This window comes from Amycolatopsis echigonensis, from assembly GCF_014174495.1.
GTDB lineage: Bacteria > Actinomycetota > Actinomycetes > Mycobacteriales > Pseudonocardiaceae > Amycolatopsis > Amycolatopsis echigonensis.
Genome location: NZ_JACJHR010000019.1, coordinates 75,428 through 92,247 on the forward strand (window position 1 = coordinate 75,428; position 16,820 = coordinate 92,247).

At 70.0% G+C, this 16,820-nt stretch carries 12 protein-coding genes and 1 pseudogene; 8 read left to right on the top strand and 5 right to left on the bottom strand.

Annotated features, from left to right (window positions below; translation table 11 throughout):
• Positions 1 to 80 precede the first annotated feature (80 nt).
• On the bottom strand, positions 81 to 1,667 hold the full coding sequence (locus H5411_RS15700; RefSeq protein WP_183124238.1) for a sialidase family protein: 1,587 nt from the start codon (positions 1,665 to 1,667) through the stop codon (positions 81 to 83).
• A 402-nt stretch (positions 1,668 to 2,069) separates the two neighbouring features.
• Positions 2,070 to 2,759, bottom strand: a complete 690-nt coding sequence (locus tag H5411_RS15705) for a TetR/AcrR family transcriptional regulator (protein WP_183124239.1) — start codon at positions 2,757 to 2,759, stop codon at positions 2,070 to 2,072.
• A 130-nt stretch (positions 2,760 to 2,889) separates the two neighbouring features.
• On the opposite strand from H5411_RS15705, the gene H5411_RS15710 reads away from it, so the two are divergent.
• The 6 genes and pseudogenes from H5411_RS15710 to H5411_RS15730 all read left to right on the top strand — a co-directional run bounded on the left by H5411_RS15710 (position 2,890) and on the right by H5411_RS15730 (position 8,594).
• Positions 2,890 to 4,101 carry a lipid-transfer protein gene (locus H5411_RS15710; RefSeq protein ID WP_312878308.1) on the top strand — a complete coding sequence of 404 codons (1,212 nt, stop codon included), beginning with the start codon at positions 2,890 to 2,892 and terminating at the stop codon, positions 4,099 to 4,101.
• Between the two features lie 56 nt (positions 4,102 to 4,157).
• Positions 4,158 to 4,355: pseudogene (locus tag H5411_RS49770) on the top strand (SRPBCC family protein); the annotation flags it as partial.
• The gene (locus tag H5411_RS49310; RefSeq protein ID WP_463672085.1) at positions 4,265 to 4,591 is read left to right on the top strand and encodes an SRPBCC family protein; all 327 of its coding nucleotides are present in this window, start codon (positions 4,265 to 4,267) and stop codon (positions 4,589 to 4,591) included. The pseudogene H5411_RS49770 and the gene H5411_RS49310, both read left to right, overlap by 91 nt.
• Positions 4,592 to 4,605: 14 nt before the next feature.
• Entirely contained in the window at positions 4,606 to 5,466 is an 861-nt protein-coding gene (locus H5411_RS15720) for a MaoC/PaaZ C-terminal domain-containing protein (protein ID WP_183124240.1), read from the top strand.
• A gap of 21 nt (positions 5,467 to 5,487) precedes the next feature.
• Positions 5,488 to 6,357 (top strand): SDR family oxidoreductase, encoded by an 870-nt coding sequence (locus H5411_RS15725; RefSeq protein ID WP_183124241.1) that lies wholly within the window; start codon positions 5,488 to 5,490, stop codon positions 6,355 to 6,357.
• An 11-nt stretch (positions 6,358 to 6,368) separates the two neighbouring features.
• Positions 6,369 to 8,594 carry an acyl-CoA dehydrogenase gene (locus tag H5411_RS15730; RefSeq protein WP_183124242.1) on the top strand — a complete coding sequence of 742 codons (2,226 nt, stop codon included), beginning with the start codon at positions 6,369 to 6,371 and terminating at the stop codon, positions 8,592 to 8,594.
• Between the two features lie 283 nt (positions 8,595 to 8,877).
• Here the strand turns inward: H5411_RS15730 and H5411_RS15735 are convergent, their stop codons facing one another.
• On the bottom strand, positions 8,878 to 10,380 hold the full coding sequence (locus H5411_RS15735; RefSeq protein ID WP_312878309.1) for a glycosyltransferase family 39 protein: 1,503 nt from the start codon (positions 10,378 to 10,380) through the stop codon (positions 8,878 to 8,880).
• A gap of 200 nt (positions 10,381 to 10,580) precedes the next feature.
• Between H5411_RS15735 and H5411_RS15740 the strand changes: the two genes are divergently transcribed.
• On the top strand, positions 10,581 to 11,786 hold the full coding sequence (locus tag H5411_RS15740; RefSeq protein WP_312878310.1) for a L,D-transpeptidase: 1,206 nt from the start codon (positions 10,581 to 10,583) through the stop codon (positions 11,784 to 11,786).
• 334 nt (positions 11,787 to 12,120) lie between these two features.
• Positions 12,121 to 12,858, top strand: coding sequence for a VIT1/CCC1 transporter family protein (locus tag H5411_RS15745; protein WP_101433705.1), 738 nt, complete (start codon positions 12,121 to 12,123; stop codon positions 12,856 to 12,858).
• 155 nt (positions 12,859 to 13,013) lie between these two features.
• Here H5411_RS15745 and H5411_RS15750 read toward each other — a convergent pair whose 3' ends face one another.
• Positions 13,014 to 15,047, bottom strand: a complete 2,034-nt coding sequence (locus H5411_RS15750; protein ID WP_183124244.1) for a phosphocholine-specific phospholipase C — start codon at positions 15,045 to 15,047, stop codon at positions 13,014 to 13,016.
• A 49-nt stretch (positions 15,048 to 15,096) separates the two neighbouring features.
• Positions 15,097 to 16,683 (bottom strand): phospholipase C, encoded by a 1,587-nt coding sequence (locus tag H5411_RS15755; protein WP_183124245.1) that lies wholly within the window; start codon positions 16,681 to 16,683, stop codon positions 15,097 to 15,099.
• Between the last annotated feature and the right edge of the window lie 137 nt (positions 16,684 to 16,820).

The following is a 16,820-nucleotide window of genomic DNA, read 5'->3' on the forward strand; positions in this document are numbered from 1 at the left end:
CCGAGGCGAGCCTGCCCGCACTGCGCGGAAAGACCTCCGTTTCGCTGGCGTCGTGACAGGGGCTGCCGCGACGCGTGCGGTCAGTGCACCGAGTTGCTGAAAATGTCCGAGCGGCCCGCGGTCGCGATCGGCTGGGACATTCCGTAGAACGGCGTGAACGACGTGCCTCGGCGGGCGAGTCCGGTGTAGTCGCCCAGGAAGTAGCCGCCCGCGTCCGGGGCGGTGGTGTAGTCGAACGATCCGGTGGAGGACAGCCTCGTCTGGCCGCCCGCGGTCCACGACGCCGGGTTGGTGCAGTCGGTCGTGGTCGCGTGGCAGTGCACGACGTAGGCGTCGGCCAGGCCGGGCTGGGCGGCGGTCGCGTTCTGCAGGTCGTAGTAGGTCAGTCCGACGGTGCCGTCGGCCGACACCTGGATCTGCGGCACGAACGCCGGGGTGCCGCCGGGCGACTGGTCGGCGCGGATGGTGGTGCTCCAGGTGAGGCCGCCGTCCGTGGACTGCGCGAAGGCGATCTTCGACGTGCCGTTGGCGAACCGGCCGTCCTGCCACACGGCGTAGATCGCGCCGGTGACCGGGTTCGCGGCGAACTCGGGCAGGTCGTCGCTCGAGCGGACCGGGTGCCCGGCGATCGACACCGGTGCGACCTGCTGGACGTCGATTCCGATGGCGTCGGACCAGGTCGCGCCGCCGTCAGTGGAGCGGACGAGGGCGGCGGTGGAGGTGGAGTTGCCCGCGCAGTGCTGTCCGCCGTGCGTGTACAGGCACTTGCCGCCCTTGTTGGTGATGAGGTTGAAGCCGTCGATCAGCACGCCTTTCGCCGGGCCGGTGGTGGGCACGACGATCTGGTTGCCGATGGTCTGGTCGTTCTGCCCGGGGTCGTAGATGATCCGCCCGGTGCTCCACGTCGCGCCCTGGTCGGCGGTCGAGGAGAAGTACGACGGTCCGCGGTAGGCGATGCTGTGCAGGAAGGCGTCGGGATTGGCGTGCGACTGCGGGGAGACGAGCTGGTCCCAGACGGCGTACGCGCTGGAGGCCTTGAACGGGTCGGCGGTCACCGACTCCTTGTCGTTGAGGACGGTGTCCGACCGGTCCAGCCGGGCCGTGACGGGTGTCTGCCAGTGGTCTCCGCCGTCGAGGGAGCGGCTGATCATGATCGAGCTGGCGCCGCCGAACGCGGGGCCGCCGGTGTCGAAGGAGTCGGCGATCGAGTAGACGACCTTGCCGTCGGCGGAGAAACTGACCCACGGGTCGGTGGAGCGCATGAAGTAGCCGGGCGAGCCCGGTGCGGCGCCGGCGCAGCGCGAGAACGCCGGTTGCGACGCGGCGAGCGTCCAGGTCGCGCCGCCGTTGCGCGAGACGACGTTCGTCAGGCCGTTCGAGCCGCCGTCGTTCCAGCGGTCCTGCTGGAACGAGCCGACCAGGTGGGCCGGATCCGCCGGGTCCGCCGCGACGTGCGGTTCCACTTCGGCGCCGGGGTAGTTGACACTGCCGGCCGCGGTCTGTTGCGCGACGAGCGCCGAACACGCGCCGGCGAGGGGGTGGTCGGGAACTTGGACCGGCGCCGAGGCCGCGAGCGGCCCGGCCGACGCCAGGCCGGCTCCGGCGAGGACGGCGAGCATGCTGGATCCCAGCACGAACGCGCGACGGGAGGAACGAGACGCAGTCATCGTGACACCTCTCCGTGGGACGGGGGAGACGGTCCGCGCGGTCCCACGTCGGAGGCGGACCATGAGGGAGTCGTTCGCCGGAGGCGCGGTCGTTACATGATCGCGCCGAATGAGGGATGGGTTGCGCCGCAACGATCTTCGGCGAAGATCGTCTAGTGTGGACGGTTCGCGGTCCGGCGGGGAGTTTCCGCTGGACCCGGGTCTCCGGTTCGCCGTGGGGGAGACGGTCAGCATCGGCTCGGGCCGGTCAAGCGATGCCGTCGACGACCAGCGCACGGCTTTCTGGTGCGCCGCCGGACAATTTGTCCGTCATGGGTGTTTCGACGATGCCTGGGCGGATCGTGGTGCTCTTTCTGCGTGCGCGTTGGGCCCGCTGGCCGCGCCGGAAAATTCCCTCCGCCCTCACTGGAGCGCGTCGTCCAGCCCGATGCCCGTCCCCGCCGCCCGGGCTGTGGTTTCGATCAGGGCGCACGCCGCGTTCGTGAGGAATTCGCCGAGTGCTTCGGCGGTGCTTCGGGATTCCGGGTGCGCGACCCAGCGGTTGACGACGCTGTCCACCAGGCCGACGAGCCCGAACGCCAGGTTGTCCGCCGTCCCTTGGGGTTGCTCGGCGCCCTCGCCGCGGGACAGCAGAGTCGCCGAGATGAGCGCGCTGACGTTGAGGGCGATGGCGGTCTTCGTCCCGGTCACCGCGCGCGAGCCGACCGACCGGCGGGTCGCCGAGCCCAGGCTGAGGAACAGGTGCAGGTGCGGATGCCGGGTCACCCAGTCCACATAGGTCTCGATCGCCGCGCGCACCGCTTCCCGGATGGTGCCGCTCGGTGCGAGCGCCGGGGAGATCGACCGCATCAAGTCGTCGATGATGCGGCCGCGGATCTGCTCGTCCAGGTCGTCGCGGTCGCGGAACAGCCGGTAGACCACTGAGCGCGGGATCTCCGCCTCGGCGGCGATGGCCGCGACGCCGACGTCGCCGCCTTCCCGGTCGATGAGTTCGAGCGCCGCCGCGAGGAGCCGTTCATGGCGCGCGCTGCGGTGCTCGTCCCACCGGGTGTCCCGGCCGTCGCCGCTGCTCGCCAATTTCGGGGCCTTCATCGACCGGATCCTAACGCCGCGAGCGCGCGCAACCGGCGCGGCCCGGCTCTTGACTGGACATGGTGTCCAGCATAGATTGCCCTCGACAGCGTGTCCAAGGTAGATCGCGAAGCGAGATCGGAGGTGCTGCGTGGGCACCCAGACCAGCAAGGTCTTCGTCGTCGGCGTCGGCATGACGAAATTCGAGAAGCCCGGCGCCCGCGAGTGGGACTACCCGGACATGGCCCGGGAGTCCGGGACGAAAGCTCTCGAGGACGCCGGGATCGAGTACGGGGAGGTCGAGCAGGCCTTCGTCGGCTACGTCTACGGCGAGTCGACGTCGGGGCAGCGGGCGGTGTACGAACTCGGCCTGACCGGCATCCCGATCGTCAACGTCAACAACAACTGCTCGACCGGGTCGACGGCGCTGTACCTGGCCGCGCAGGCGATCCGGGGCGGCCTCGCCGACTGCACGCTGGCGCTCGGGTTCGAGAAGATGCAGCCGGGTTCGCTCGGCTCGACCTACGACGACCGCGAGCAGCCGATGATGCGCCACCTTCTCGCGCTGGCCGAGTTGCAGGAGTTCGCGATGCCGCCGGCGCCGTACATGTTCGGCGCGGCGGGCAAGGAGCACCAGGAGCGGTACGGCACGACGGACGAGCAGTTCGCCAAGGTCGGCGTGAAGAACCACCGGCACTCGGCGAACAATCCGTACGCGCAATTCCAGGACGTCTACACGCTCGAAGAGGTGCTGGCCTCGAAGCCGGTGTACGGCCCGCTGACCAAGCTGCAGTGTTCGCCGACGTCAGACGGTTCCGGCGCGGTCGTTCTCGCCAGCGAGGACTTCGTCGACCGGCACGGTCTCGCCGGCCAGGCGGTGGAAATCGTCGGCCAGTCGATGGTCACGGACATGAACAGCACCTTCGACGACAAGTCGGCGATCTCGCTGGTGGGCGCGGACATGACGCGCAAGGCGGCCGCGAAGGTCTACGAGCAGGCCGGCCTCGGCCCGGCCGATCTCGACGTCATCGAACTGCACGACTGCTTCTCCGCCAACGAATTGCTCACCTACGAAGCACTCGGCCTGTGCGCCGAGGGCGACGCGGGCAAGCTCATCGACAACGACGACACGACCTACGGCGGCCGCTGGGTCGTCAATCCCTCCGGCGGCCTCATCTCGAAGGGGCACCCGCTCGGCGCCACTGGTCTCGCCCAGTGCAGCGAACTCACCTGGCAATTGCGCGGCACGGCCGGCGCCCGCCAGGTCGAAGCGGCCGCGGGCAAGGACGGCGTCGCGTTGCAGCACAACATCGGTCTCGGCGGTGCGGTCGTGGTGACCGCGTACCGCAAGGCCGAGCACTGATCCGCAGCACTGATCCGCAGTACTCACTCGTACCGAATTCAGCAAGGAGCACCGTCATGGCAAGCGTTTCCGTCACCCAGGCCCTCCCCGTCGACCCGCAGAAGGCGTGGGACGCGCTGTCCGACCTCGCGGGCTGGGAGAACTGGCTGAGCATCCACCAGAACTGGAAAAGCGAACTGCCGGCCGAGGTCACCGAGGGCACCCGCGTCACCGAGGTCGTGTCGGTGATGGGCATGGCGAACAAAATCGAGTGGACCATCACGCACGTCGACGCCCCGCACACGGTCACCACGCGGGCACCGGGATGGCCGGGGTCAAGGTCGAGTTCACCCTGTCGGTGGCTCCCGCCGAAGGCGGCTCGACCGCGCAGATCGACGCCTCGTTCACCGGCACGATGATCGTCGGCCCGATCGGCAAGGCGGTCGCCAAGAACACCCAGGCCGACCTGGACGGTTCGCTGGCGAAGTTCGCGCAGCTCGTCGCGGCCTGAGCGGAGGCCGGGACATGACGGAACCGGTGTCCTTCACCGACTCCGGCCTCGGCGAGTGGACCGAAGAGCAGGTCTTCGAGGTCACCGCCGAACGCATCGCGGAGTACGCCGCGGCGACCAACGATCCGATTCCCGCCCATCGCGCCGGGGAGATCGCACCGCCGGTTTTCGCGGTGGTGCCGACGTTTTTCTCGCTCGCGCCGGCGGCGCTGGAGGTCGCTCCGGTGTCGTTGCTGATGAAACTCGTGCACGGCGAGCAGGACTTCCACTTCCGCCGGCCGATCCGCCCCGGCGACGTGCTGACCACGCGGGCGCGAGCCACCGGGTACGCCGCGCTGAGCACCGGTTCGACGGTGACGGTCTATGCGGAAACCGTTGACGCGGCAGGTGAACTCGTCAACGAGCAGTGGCTGGCGGCGTTCTTCCGCGGCGTCGACGCGGGCGCCACCGCGGGCGAACAGGCTCCGCGGCACGCGCTCGACGACGCGATCGCCGAGAAGCCGCCGCTCGCCGAGGTGACGCAGCACGTCGACGAGGACCAGACGTTCCGGTATTCGCCCGCGTCCGGCGACCCGATGCCGATCCACCTCGACGAGGAAGTCGCGCGGCTGTCCGGGTTGCCCGGGATCATCAATCACGGCTTGTGCACCATGGCGTTCACCTCCTGGGCCGCGCTCGGTGAGTTCGCGGACGGGGACGTCGGCCGCCTCAGGCGCCTCGCCGTGCGGTTCGCGAAGCCCGTGCTTCCCGGGCAGGACATCACCACCCGGTTCTGGGAGCTGTCCTCCGACTCCGCGGAGACCAGCTACGGCTTCGCCACCTCGGCCGGTTCCGACCTGGTGATCCGCGACGGGCTCGCCGTCGTCACCCGCTAATCCCTACGCGAAGGAAATTTCATGGGCAGCTTGGCAGGCCGCGTCGCGATCGTCACCGGCGCGGGGCGCGGCATCGGCCGGGAGCACGCGTTGCTCCTCGCCCGGGAGGGCGCCAGCGTCGTGGTCAACGACCTCGGCGGCGCGAACGACGGCAGCGGCTCGGACGCCGGGCCCGCGCAGCAAGTAGTCGAGGAAATCACCGCGGACGGCGGGAAAGCCGTTGCCAACACCGACAACGTCGCGAGCTGGGACGGTGCGCGAGCGCTGGTCGACCAGGCGGTGCAGACGTTCGGCGGGCTGGACATCCTCGTCAACAACGCGGGCATCCTGCGCGACGCGTTCGTCGCGAGCATGACCGAGGAGCAGTGGGACGCCGTCATCACGGTGCATCTCAAGGGCCATGCCGCGCCGCTGCACCATGCGGCGGCTTACTGGAAGGCGCAAAGCAAAGCGGGCGCTGACTGCCAAGCGTCAGTGATCAACACCGCGTCCGCGTCCGGCACCTTCATGCCGAATGCCGGGCAGGCCAATTACGGTGCGGCCAAAGCGGGCATCGCCGCGCTGACACTCGTCGCCGCGGACGAACTCGAACGGTACGGGGTGCGAGTCAACGCGATCGCGCCGGCCGCGCGGACCCGGCTGACGCTTGCGACTCCGGGCATGGGCGCGCTGTTCGCGGCGGAAGTGCCCGAAGGCGAGTTCGACGCCTTCCATCCGGCCAACATCTCGCCGCTGGTGGCCCGGCTGGCCGCGGCGGACTGCGCGGTGACCGGGAAGGTGTTCGCGGTGCAGGGCGGCGGGATCTCCGAACTCGCCGGCTGGCACGACGTCGCCACCGTCGAGTCGGAAGGCCCGTGGACCATCGCCGACATCGCCGACCGGATCGGCTGAGAGGACTTCCCGTGGCACGACAGCATTACGCACTCGGGCTCGGCCTCAGCGACGAGCACGTCGCCCTCGCGGACGCCGTCGCCGGATTCGCCGAGGACACCGTCACTTCCGAGCTGATCCGCCGCGACATCGACCGCGGCGCCGAGGAAAAGTTCCCGCCGTTCTGGTCCGCGCTGACCGAACTGGACCTGTTCGGCCTGCACGTGCCCGAGGACCGGGGCGGAGCGGGCGGCGGACTGCTGACGCTCGCGGTGGCGCTCGAGGCTCTCGGCAGGTTTGCGGCTCCCGGCCCCTTCGTGCCGACAGTGCTGGCGTCCGCGCTGCTTGTTGCGGACGCGGGAAAATCCGCCGACGAACTGGTGCCGCGGCTGATCGACGGGACCACGACCGCGGCTGTCGCGCTCGAGAGCTCGGGGATCGTCGAAGCGACGTGGTCCGGCGACGCCGCGACGGTGCACGGCAGCTGGCAGGCAGTGCTCGGCGCCGAGCACGCCGATGTGCTGCTGCTTCCGTTGCGGCGCAACGGTGAACCGGTGTGGATCGCGGTGGACGCGGATGACGCCACCGTCACGCGCCAGGACTCGATCGACATCGTGCGCGGTTCGGCGCGGGTCGAGATCGCCGGTCTCGAGGTCAGCAGCGAGCGGGTTCTCTCCCGGCTCAGCCTGACGCGGGCGCGATCGATCGCCGCCGTGGTGCTCGGCGCCGAAGCGGTCGGAGTGCTTTCCTGGTGCGTCGCCACCGCGTCGGAATACGCGAAGATGCGGGTGCAGTTCGGCCGGCCGATCGGGCAATTCCAAGGTGTCAAACACAAATGCGCGTGGATGGGCATCGCGCTGGAGAAGGCTCGCGCGGTGCTGTGGGACGCCGCCGTCGCGCTCGACAACGGCGACGAGAACGCCGGTTTCGCTGCGGCCGTCGCCGCCGTGGTGGTTCCGGACGCGGCGGTGCAGACCGCGCAGGACTGCATTCAAGTGCACGGCGGCATCGGCTTCACCTGGGAACACGACGCTCACCTCTATTACCGGCGCGCGCTGGCGTTGCGGAGCCTGCTCGGCTCGCGAGAGCAGCGGACCGAACGCGTTGCGGCGTATGCCCTCGACGGCGCGACGCGCGCGCTGGAGATCGAACTTCCCCCGGAAGCGGACGCCATTCGCAGCGCCGTCTCCGCGGAGCTGGCCGAGCTGGCCGGCCTCGACGAGGACGAGCTGCTCGTCCGGCTCGGCGACGACGGCTGGGTGCAGCCGCATCTCCCGCGCCCGTTCGGCCGGGACGCCTCGCCGCTGGAGCAGATCGTCATCGGCCAGGAACTGAAGGCGGCGGGCATCGACCTGCCGCAGTTGCTGATGGGCTCCTGGGCGGTCGGCGCGATCGCCGGGCACGGCACCGAAAAGCAGAAGGCCGAGCTGGTGGTGCCGACCCTGCGCGGCGACGTGGTGTGGTGCCAGCTGTTCAGCGAACCGGGCGCGGGCTCCGACCTGGCTTCGCTGACGACCAGGGCGGTCAAGGTCGAGGGCGGCTGGAAGGTCACCGGGCAGAAGATCTGGACGACCGTGGCGCAGTTCGCCGAATGGGCCATGCTGATCGCCCGCACCGACCCGGCGAAGCCCAAGCACGAGGGCATCACCTACTTCGTGCTCGACATGGCCACGCCCGGCGTGACGGTCCGCCCGCTGCGGGAGATGACCGGATCGGCGCTGTTCAACGAGGTTTTCCTGGAGGACGTGTTCATTCCGGACGAAAACGTCGTCGGCGCGGTCGACGACGGCTGGAAGGTCGCCCGGACCACGCTGGCCGGGGAACGCGTCGCGCTGAGCCAGAAAATGGAGGCCTACGCGACCGACGCCGACCTGCTGAAGTTCGCCCGCGGACGGCAACTCGGCCCGGTCGCCCGGCACCGGCTCGGCGAACTGGTCGCGGAAAGCCAGGCCGTCGATCTGATCAGCGTGCGGGTGGTGCTCAAACAGCTGTCCGGCGCCGACGTCAGCACCACGTCCAGCGTCGGCAAGCTCCTCGCGATGGGGCTCGGGCAGCAGATCGCCGAGTTCGTCGTCGAACAGCTGGGCGCCGCCGGAGCGGTCGCGGTCCCCGGCGAGCCCAGCGACAAGGCGATGGAACAGCTGCTGGCCGGCCGCGCCACCACCATTTACGGCGGGACCACGGAGGTCCAGCTCAACGTGATCGGCGAGCGGATGCTCGGCCTGCCACGCGACGCGGAACCCCAGGGAGTGGCATGAGCGGTCCGGCGGCCAGGGGCGAGGTCGTCCAGCTCGCCCCCGGTTGTGCGCCTGGGCCTGCATAGTCAGGCCGTGCGAGCGGGCGTCCAAAGTGGACCAGTGAGCCGCGAGGGCTTCGTTGGCGGACGGCGCACCGAAAGCGGCGGCAATGCGCCGCTTCGGAGTCCGGTGCGCCGGGCCATTGGCTGCACTGCGAACGGCGGTACTTCGTCCGGTTGGCTCCGGGATCTACCGGGTGACCGTCCTCGGATACGACCGGGCCTTTCCGGTCGAGACGGTGGACTCAGTAGAACGTCCTGAGCCGGGGCCAGATCCGCGACCACGGCTCGGAACTGGGAGAGCACAGCGAAATCGCGGTGCCCTGTTCGTCGTTGGGCAGCCCGGCGCCGTTGTCGTTGACGGCGATTCGCTGGCAGTCTCCGAACGCGGCGAGGATCGCGGGGCGGAGTTTGCCGACGAACAGGACCGGGCCGGTCATCGTGTCCGGCGGCGGGCCCCAGTCCGCGTAGGACATGTGGTTCGAGTACGGCCGGGGCAGGCCGAGGGCCGGGCCGAAGCGTTCGAGGGCGCCGGCTTGGCCGTAGTTTCCGGTGAGGAGCACCGCGGTCGCCCGCTGGTCTCGCGGGATGCGCTGCCAGGCGCGGGCGACGGTCGAGGCGAGTTCCGGCCAGCCGACTTGTTCGCCCTGGTCTTTGTTGAACGCCAGGACCGGACCGCGGAGTGCCGCGATCGGGAACACCGGCAGCCCGACGACGACCGAGATCGCGGCCCCGGCCGCGGCGAGGATCCAGGCCCCGCCGCGTCGGCGTGTCCCGCCCTGGGACAGCCAGCGCAGCACGGGATCGGTGCCGGCGGCGAGCAGGATCAGCAGCAGCGGCACCGCGTAGTACGGCTTTCCGCCCACGAGCAGCAGCATCAGGCACGCCACCGGATAACTCAGCGCGAACGCGCGTGCCCACCGCAGCTCCGGAGCGCGCCAGAGCCGGACGAGGCCGGAGATCCACCCGGGCACGAGCACGGGGGAGAGGTAGACCAGCTGCATCGGCACGAAGAGCAGGCGGTTCTTCGTGCCGTCGTCGGCGCTGATGCCGCCGGCGACGGTCAGCATCGGGAATCCGTGCCTGATCTGCCAGAACAGCTGCGGCAGCATGAGCCCCGCCGCGACGGCGGCTCCGGCGATCGTCCAGCCGCTGGCGAACACCGCACGCGGTCCGGTGCCGAGCAGGGCGATTCCGAACGCGGCGAGCAGCACCAGCACGAGCCACTTGTTCTCCGCTCCGACGCCGACGGCCGCGCCGATCGCGAGCCACCACCGCCGGTCGCCGGTGCGCAGCAGCCGGAGCCCGAAGAGCCCGATGGCCGTCCACATCACCATGTCCACGCTGTTGGTGGACAGCATGTGCGACACCACGAGCACGTATGCGGACAACGCCGTCGCAGCGGCGGCGGCGAACTGTGCTCGGCGGTCGCCGCCGAATTCCCGTGCGACGAGGGCGACGAGAACCGTGGTCGCCGCGCCGCACAGCGTCGCGACCACCCGCAGCCCGCTCGGAGTGTCGCCGAACAGCGTGGTGGCGGCCCTGGCCAGCAGCGGGGTGATCGGCGGCTGGTCGACGTAGCCCCAGGCCGGACGGTTGCCCGCGGCGATGAAGTACAGCTCGTCGCGGTGGAACCCGTAGCGGCCGGACAACGCGGTCAGCACGGCGATCTGCACGACGGCGACAGCCGCGACCGGCCGGGAGGCGAAGCGGGGCAGGGTCGATCTCGGCACGGCGATTGCGGTCACGAGCGAACCCCTTCTGCGCGAGGGAGGGGCAAGAATACCGGCGAAGTTCTGGCGACGTGCCTGCTTTTCCGTTGATTCGGCCGTACGCGGAAATCGCGCAACTGATCGCTTATCGGACATCGGGACCCAGAGCGCCGGCGCGGAGCGAGAGAAATCTCATTGTGATGCAACGTGCGGCGCGGTGGGACGTCTGACTGGACGTGAGAGCGATCCGCATTGCCGGCCTCGGCTTGGTGGCCTTCCTGCTGGCTTCATGTAGTGGACAGACCGACGTCGAGGGGGCCGCGCGCGCGGCCGGAACGGCCGGGACGACGACAGCGCCCGCGGTACCGGCCGCGACCGTGGCGTTCGCGCCCTCGGACCAGCTGAGTCCGAAGGACCCGATCGTCGTCAAGGCGTCGGGCGGCACGCTGCAGGCGGTCAAGGTCGTGAACCCGCAGACCGGCAACAGCGTGGCGGGGGATCTCTCGCCGGACAAAACGACGTGGACGAGCTCGGACCACCTCCGGTACGGGGCCACCTACGAGGTGGTCGCCACCGCGGTGAACCAGGCGGGCATGCCGACCGAGCAGCGCGGGGAGGTGCACACCCTCAAGCCCGCCGGGGTCGCCACTCCTTCGCTGTTCCAGCCCGCGTCCGGCGATTTCGGCGTCGGGCTCGTCATCGGCCTGAAGTTCGACCACGACATCGCCGACAAGGCCACGGTGGAGAAGTCCTTCAAGGTGACGTCCTCGCCTGAGCAGGACGGCGGCTGGTACTGGGTCAACAAGCACGAAGTGCACTTCCGGCCCAAGGACTACTGGAAGGCCGGCTCGACGGTGAAGCTCGAGACCACGACCTTCGGCATGCCGATCGGGGGCGGCCTGTACGGCGGCCCGGACGTCTCGGCCACCTACAAGGTGCACGACTCCTGGATCGCCAAGGCCGACGGCAAAACCCACCAGATCACCGCGTACCACAACGGGCAGCTGGTGAAAACCGCGCCGATCAGCATGGGCAAGACCGCCGACACCCCGCCGCGCGGCCCGACGCCGACGTTCAACGGCACCCACACGGTGCTGGCCAAGGTCGACCACACGATCATGGACTCCTGCACCTACGGCGTGTGCGAGGGCGACCCCGGCTACTACAAGGCGCCGGAGAACTGGGACGTCCGGATCTCCAACGACGGCGAGTTCATGCACGAGAACCTGAAAACGGTCGGCGTGCAGGGCAGCGACAACGTCTCCAACGGCTGCCTCAACATGAACACCGAGAACGCCAAGTGGTTCTTCGACAACTTCAACGTCGGCGACGTGGTCGAGGTGACCAACTCGGGCGGCCCGCAGCTGGCCATCGACAACGGCCACGGCGACTGGGCGATCAGCTGGAGCGACTGGCAGGCGGGCAGCGCCCTCCGCGGCTGAACCCCGCGGTACGCGACTCGGAGCAGCGCTGAGCGACGACGCACGGCCGGGCAGAGTGCCCGGCCGTGCGGTCGTTCTCGGCCCCGAACGGCTTGCCGAGAGCGGCGGCGGGGCGAAAATCGACGCCTCGGCGGCGGACAGCGACCGCTCGCCGCCGCACGGACGGAAACCTCGTGCGGATGCTCCCCGGCCGGACCTGACGGAGGCGCTGTCGGCCTGAATCGCTTGTGCCACCGGTAATCCCGGCTTGGCCCTGGCGCTGCGCCCCGCCCCGTGAGGCGACCGCCCCGGCTCCGACAGGCGAGGCGCGGGCGCCCCGGCCAGAATCAACGACATGACCCCGCATCCCGATCCCGAGAACCGGGCCGGTCTGGCCGCCGGCTGGGCCGCCCATCGGCACCGCGACGTCTCGGGCGGGTGGCTTCGCCCGACCGTGTTCGGCGCGGTCGACGGACTGGTCACCAACGCCGCCTTGATCGCGGGCGTCGGCGGCGGTGGCGTGGCTCCGCACACGATCGTGCTCACCGGGCTGGCCGGGCTCGTCGCCGGCGCGTTTTCCATGGGGGCCGGCGAGTACGTGTCGGTGACGAACCAGAACGAGCTGGTGCACGCGGAGGTCGCGCTCGAGGCGGAGATGCACGCGCGCTATCCGCAGCAGGAGCACGAGGAACTCGTCGACCGGTTCGTCTCCTACGGCGCCGACACCGACACGGCGCGGCGGATGGCCGAGGCCATCGCCCGCGATCCGGACCAGGCGCTGCGGCTGCACACCCGCGAAGAACTCGGCGTCGACCCGCAGGACCTGCCTTCCGCGCTGCTCGCCGGCGGCGCGTCGTTCGTCGCGTTCTCCCTCGGCGCGCTTCTCCCGCTGCTGCCGTACCTGTTCGGCGCCAGCACCCTGGTCGCCTCGCTCGTGCTCACCGCGATCGCGCTGCTCGCCGGAGGGATGACGGTCGGCAAGCTCACCGGACGTCCGCTGCTGCACTCCGGACTGCGCCAGCTGGTCCTCGGCGCGCTCGCCGTCGCCGTCACCTACGGCATCGGCCAGCTCATCGGAGCGCCGGTCGCCTGACCGCGGCTCCGGCACCGGCATCGAACCGGTGCCGGGGATCTCCGGTCCACAGTGGACTCGGGGGACGCGGACTCTCTGCGATTGCGGAGAAGGCTCGGCAGAACCAAGTCACGCCCGCGCGAGCCGGTGCCGGCCGGCTCGCGCGGGCGAACGCGTCAGCGCTGGTTGATCGCCGGGTCGCTGGCGCTCGGCTTGCCGGTTTCCACGTGGCCCGCCAGCGTCCGGCGGAACGCCTTGTCGCGGTCCGAGGTGATCACCAGGTCGTACCAGCCGTAGCTCGCCGACGGGTCCACGACGTGTTCCGCACGTCCGCCGGGGGCGAGCCGGTAGGTGGCGGTCCGCTGGTGTCCGTACTGGTCGGCGACGGTGAGCGTGACCGCGACGGCACCGTTGTTCACCAAGGCGAGGACGAGACGGCCGTCGGCTTCGCGGGTGCTGACCTCCGGGCCGGGCACCGCGGCGCCCGCGAATTGCCGGACGAATCCGTTGGGTCCGTGCACGGTGAAGTCGTAAGCGCCGAGCACCGGCCAGGTCCCGGTGAGCGTCTTGCCCGCTTCCACCGTGTAGGACCACGGGCCGCCCGGGGTGCGCGGCGAGGTGACGAGGAACCCGGCGCCGGCTTGGCCGCGGCTGGCGAATTCGACGGTGAGCTTGCCGTCGCGCACGGCTCCGTCGGCCGTCAGCCGGTAGGGCAGCGCGCGGGCCGGACGGAGCCCCGGCTCCTGCTTGGGCAGCGACGGGTGCGCCGGCGGGGTGGGCACGTAATCGGGGTGGCGGTTGTGGTCGGGCGGGACGTAGCCGCTGGTGCTGGGCAGCGCGGGCACGCCCGAGTCGGCCCGGCCGAAGTCGAATGCCGAGGTGAGGTCCCCGCACACCGCCCGGCGCCACGGCGAGATGTTCGGCTCGCGGACGCCGAAGCGGGCTTCGAGGAACTGCAGGATCGACGTGTGGTCGAAGGTCTGCGAGCAGACGTAGCCGCCGGTGCTCCACGGCGACACCACGATCATCGGGACCCGCTGCCCGAGCCCGTACGGGCCGGGGACGCCGTCCTTGCCGCGGTACATCTCGGCGCTGACGTCCACAGTGGACGCGCCCTGGGCCGGGGTCGAGGCCGGGAACGGCGGGACCACGTGGTCGAAGAAGCCGTCGTTCTCGTCGTAGGTGATCAGCAGCGCGGTCTTGCTCCAGACCGCCGGGTTCGCGGTCAGCGCGTCCAGCACCTGCGAGAGGTACCAGGCCCCGTAGTTGACCGGCCAGTTCGGGTGCTCGGTGAACGCCTCCGGCGCGACGATCCAGGACACCTGCGGCAGCCGGTTCGCGGCGACGTCGGCCTTGAGCGCGTCGAAGTAGCCGCCGGACTTGGCGACGTTCGTTCCCGTGCGGGCCTTCTCGTACAGCGGGCTGCCGGGCGCCGCGGTGCGGTAGTTGTCGAAGTACAGCAGGGAGTTGTCGCCGTAGTTGCCGATGTAGGCGTCCTGGACCCATCCCCACGAACCAGCGGCGTCCAGCCCGGTTCCGATGTCCTGGTAGATCTTCCACGAGACGCCGGCCGCCTCCAGCCGCTCGGGGTAGGTGCGCCACGAATACCCGGCTTCGGCGTTGGTGATCACCGGGCCGCTGCCGGCGCCGTCGTTGCCGGTGTACCCGGTCCACATGTAGTAGCGGTTCGGGTCGGTCGGGCCCATCAGCGAGCAGTGGTAGGCGTCGCAGAGGGTGAACGCGTCGGCCAGCGCGTAGTGGAACGGGATGTCGCCGCGCTCGAGATAGGCCATCGTGGTCGCCGACTTGGCCGGGACCCACTTGTCGTAGGCGCCGTTGTCCCACGCCAGGTGGCCGCTGTTCCAGTCGTGCGGGAGGTCCTGCAGGAACTGCAGCCCGAGGTTCTTGGCGTCCGGGTGGAACGGCAGCACGTCCTTGGTCCCGTCGGACTGGTACCAGACCGGTTTGCCGCTGGGCTGGGTCACCGGGCGCGGATCGCCGAATCCGCGCACGCCGCGCAGCGTGCCGAAGTAGTGGTCGAACGACCGGTTCTCCTGCATCAGCACGACGACGTGCTCGATGTCCCGGAGGGTGCCAGTGCGGCGCGCGGCCGGGATCGCGGCCGCCCTGGCGATGCTGGAGGACATCGCGGTGAAGGCGGCGGTGCCGCCGGCCAGCTGGAGAAAACGTCGGCGGTCCATGCCTGTCATCGGGTGCCTCCTGGTTTTGTCGTTCCCGGCTTCGGATGCGGTGGCCGGGTCAGTCGTCGATGCGCTGGCCGGTCTTCGGGTCGAGGAACAGCCGGCCCGCCGACGGGGCCTTGAAATTGAACAGCCCGTCGAGGCTGCCCGCTCGCGCGTCGAAGGACGAGTCGCCGATCCGGCCGAGGCTCCAGTTGTCCTCGACGAACTTCAGCACCGACGTCTGGTCGGTCACCGCGTGGTCGACGTGGTTGCGGTTGGCCCAGGGGGAGATGACCAGCAGCGGCAGCCGCGGCCCGTAGCCGCAGCGGCCCTCGTAGCCGCCCATGACCTTGGCCGGGTCGTGCCCGCACTGGCCGGCGCCGGTGAGGGTGTCCTCCGCGCTCTGCGACTGGTTCACCAGGGGTCCGGCCTGGTGGTCGTACCAGCCATCGGAGTCGTCGTAGGCGAGGACGACGGCGGTGTCGCGCCATTCGGGCAGCTTCTGCAGCCGGTTGATCGTGTCGGCGACGAACTGCTGCTCGTCGATCGGGTCCGAGTAGCCGGCGTGGCCGTCCTGGTATCCGGCGGCCTTGAGGAAGCTCACCGCGGGCAGGTGGCCGCTGTTCGCGCCCGCCCAGAAGTCGGTCAGGTCGTACTGGTGGTTGGCCTGGTCGGTCCGGCCGATCATCGCGGGCGAGCTCGGCGGCAGGTGGTGCGGGTTCGCGGTGGACGGGTAGTACTGGAACGGCTCGTGGTGCGGGATGTAGTCGCCCTTCCAGCCCTTCTGGCCGGTGTTGCCCAGCGCCGCGCCGACCGGGTGGCCGCCCAGCATCGAGCCGTCCGGCTGCGTGACCGTGCACACCGCGGTGCCGTCGGCCTTGCGCTGCGCCGGCTTGAAGCCGCCTTCGAACCAGCCCCAGGTGACGTTCTTCTCGTTCAGCAGATCGCCGACGTTGCGGCCGGAGAGGCGGACCTGGTCGCGCGAACTGCAGTCGTCGCCGAGCGGCTGCGGGTCGCCGACGATCGTGTTCGCGATGGTCTCGCCCTCGGGGAAGGGCTTGCCGCCCGGCATCCGCTGCGCCGTCACGCCGTGCGTCTGGCCCGAGACCAGGTTGACCGCGCCCGGCGTGGACGGGCCGAACGTGGTGCCGTAGGAGTTGTCGCTCATCGCGAAGTGCTGCGCGTAGTTCCACATCGCGGTGACGGTGTTGCCGTCGTAGTAGTCCATCACCTGGCGCTTCTCGCAGCCCGGGTCGCCGTTGCCGACGGTTTCGATGAACTTGTCCATCTTGTAGTTGTCGTACGCGGCCTGCTCGTCCTTGTACTCGTGGTCCTGGTCGCAGGTCAGCGCCTGCGCCGGGCCGAGCCGGCGCGGGTTGGACGAATTCGGGTTGCGGGTCAGCAGCTGCGGCGTCAACCCGTTGACCTTGGGCGTTTTCGGATTCGCCTGGAAACGCTGCCCGTCGGTGTTCGCTGCGTTGGGATAAGTGCCGAAGTAATGGTCGAACGACACATTCTCCTGGTAGATCACGACCACGTGCTTGATCGGCGTCGCGGTGCCTGATGGCGTCGCGGAGCCGGCCGTCCCGGGGGCCATTGCCGCCGCGACAGTCAGCGCCGCCGTCGCCGCGACACCGCCCGCCACCCGGGTGATCTTGGACATTTCCACGGTGCTTACTCCTCGCGTCCGACCGGGCACTACCAGCTGTTTTGCCGTACCTGTCAACCGATGTCTACGGCGCGAAACCCTCACTGCCGCACATGAACGCCAGATGTCCGGAGCGCAACCGGCACGGCGCA

Bases quoted from the DNA above. Each gene is read 5' to 3' on its own strand.
- H5411_RS15700 (WP_183124238.1), bottom strand. From the start codon at position 1,667: ATGACTGCGTCTCGTTCCTCCCGTCGCGCGTTCGTGCTGGGATCCAGC.
- H5411_RS15705 (WP_183124239.1), bottom strand. From the start codon at position 2,759: ATGAAGGCCCCGAAATTGGCGAGCAGCGGCGACGGCCGGGACACCCGG.
- H5411_RS15720 (WP_183124240.1), top strand. From the start codon at position 4,606: ATGACGGAACCGGTGTCCTTCACCGACTCCGGCCTCGGCGAGTGGACC.
- H5411_RS15725 (WP_183124241.1), top strand. From the start codon at position 5,488: ATGGGCAGCTTGGCAGGCCGCGTCGCGATCGTCACCGGCGCGGGGCGC.
- H5411_RS15745 (WP_101433705.1), top strand. From the start codon at position 12,121: ATGACCCCGCATCCCGATCCCGAGAACCGGGCCGGTCTGGCCGCCGGC.
- H5411_RS15750 (WP_183124244.1), bottom strand. From the start codon at position 15,047: ATGACAGGCATGGACCGCCGACGTTTTCTCCAGCTGGCCGGCGGCACC.
- H5411_RS15755 (WP_183124245.1), bottom strand. From the start codon at position 16,683: ATGTCCAAGATCACCCGGGTGGCGGGCGGTGTCGCGGCGACGGCGGCG.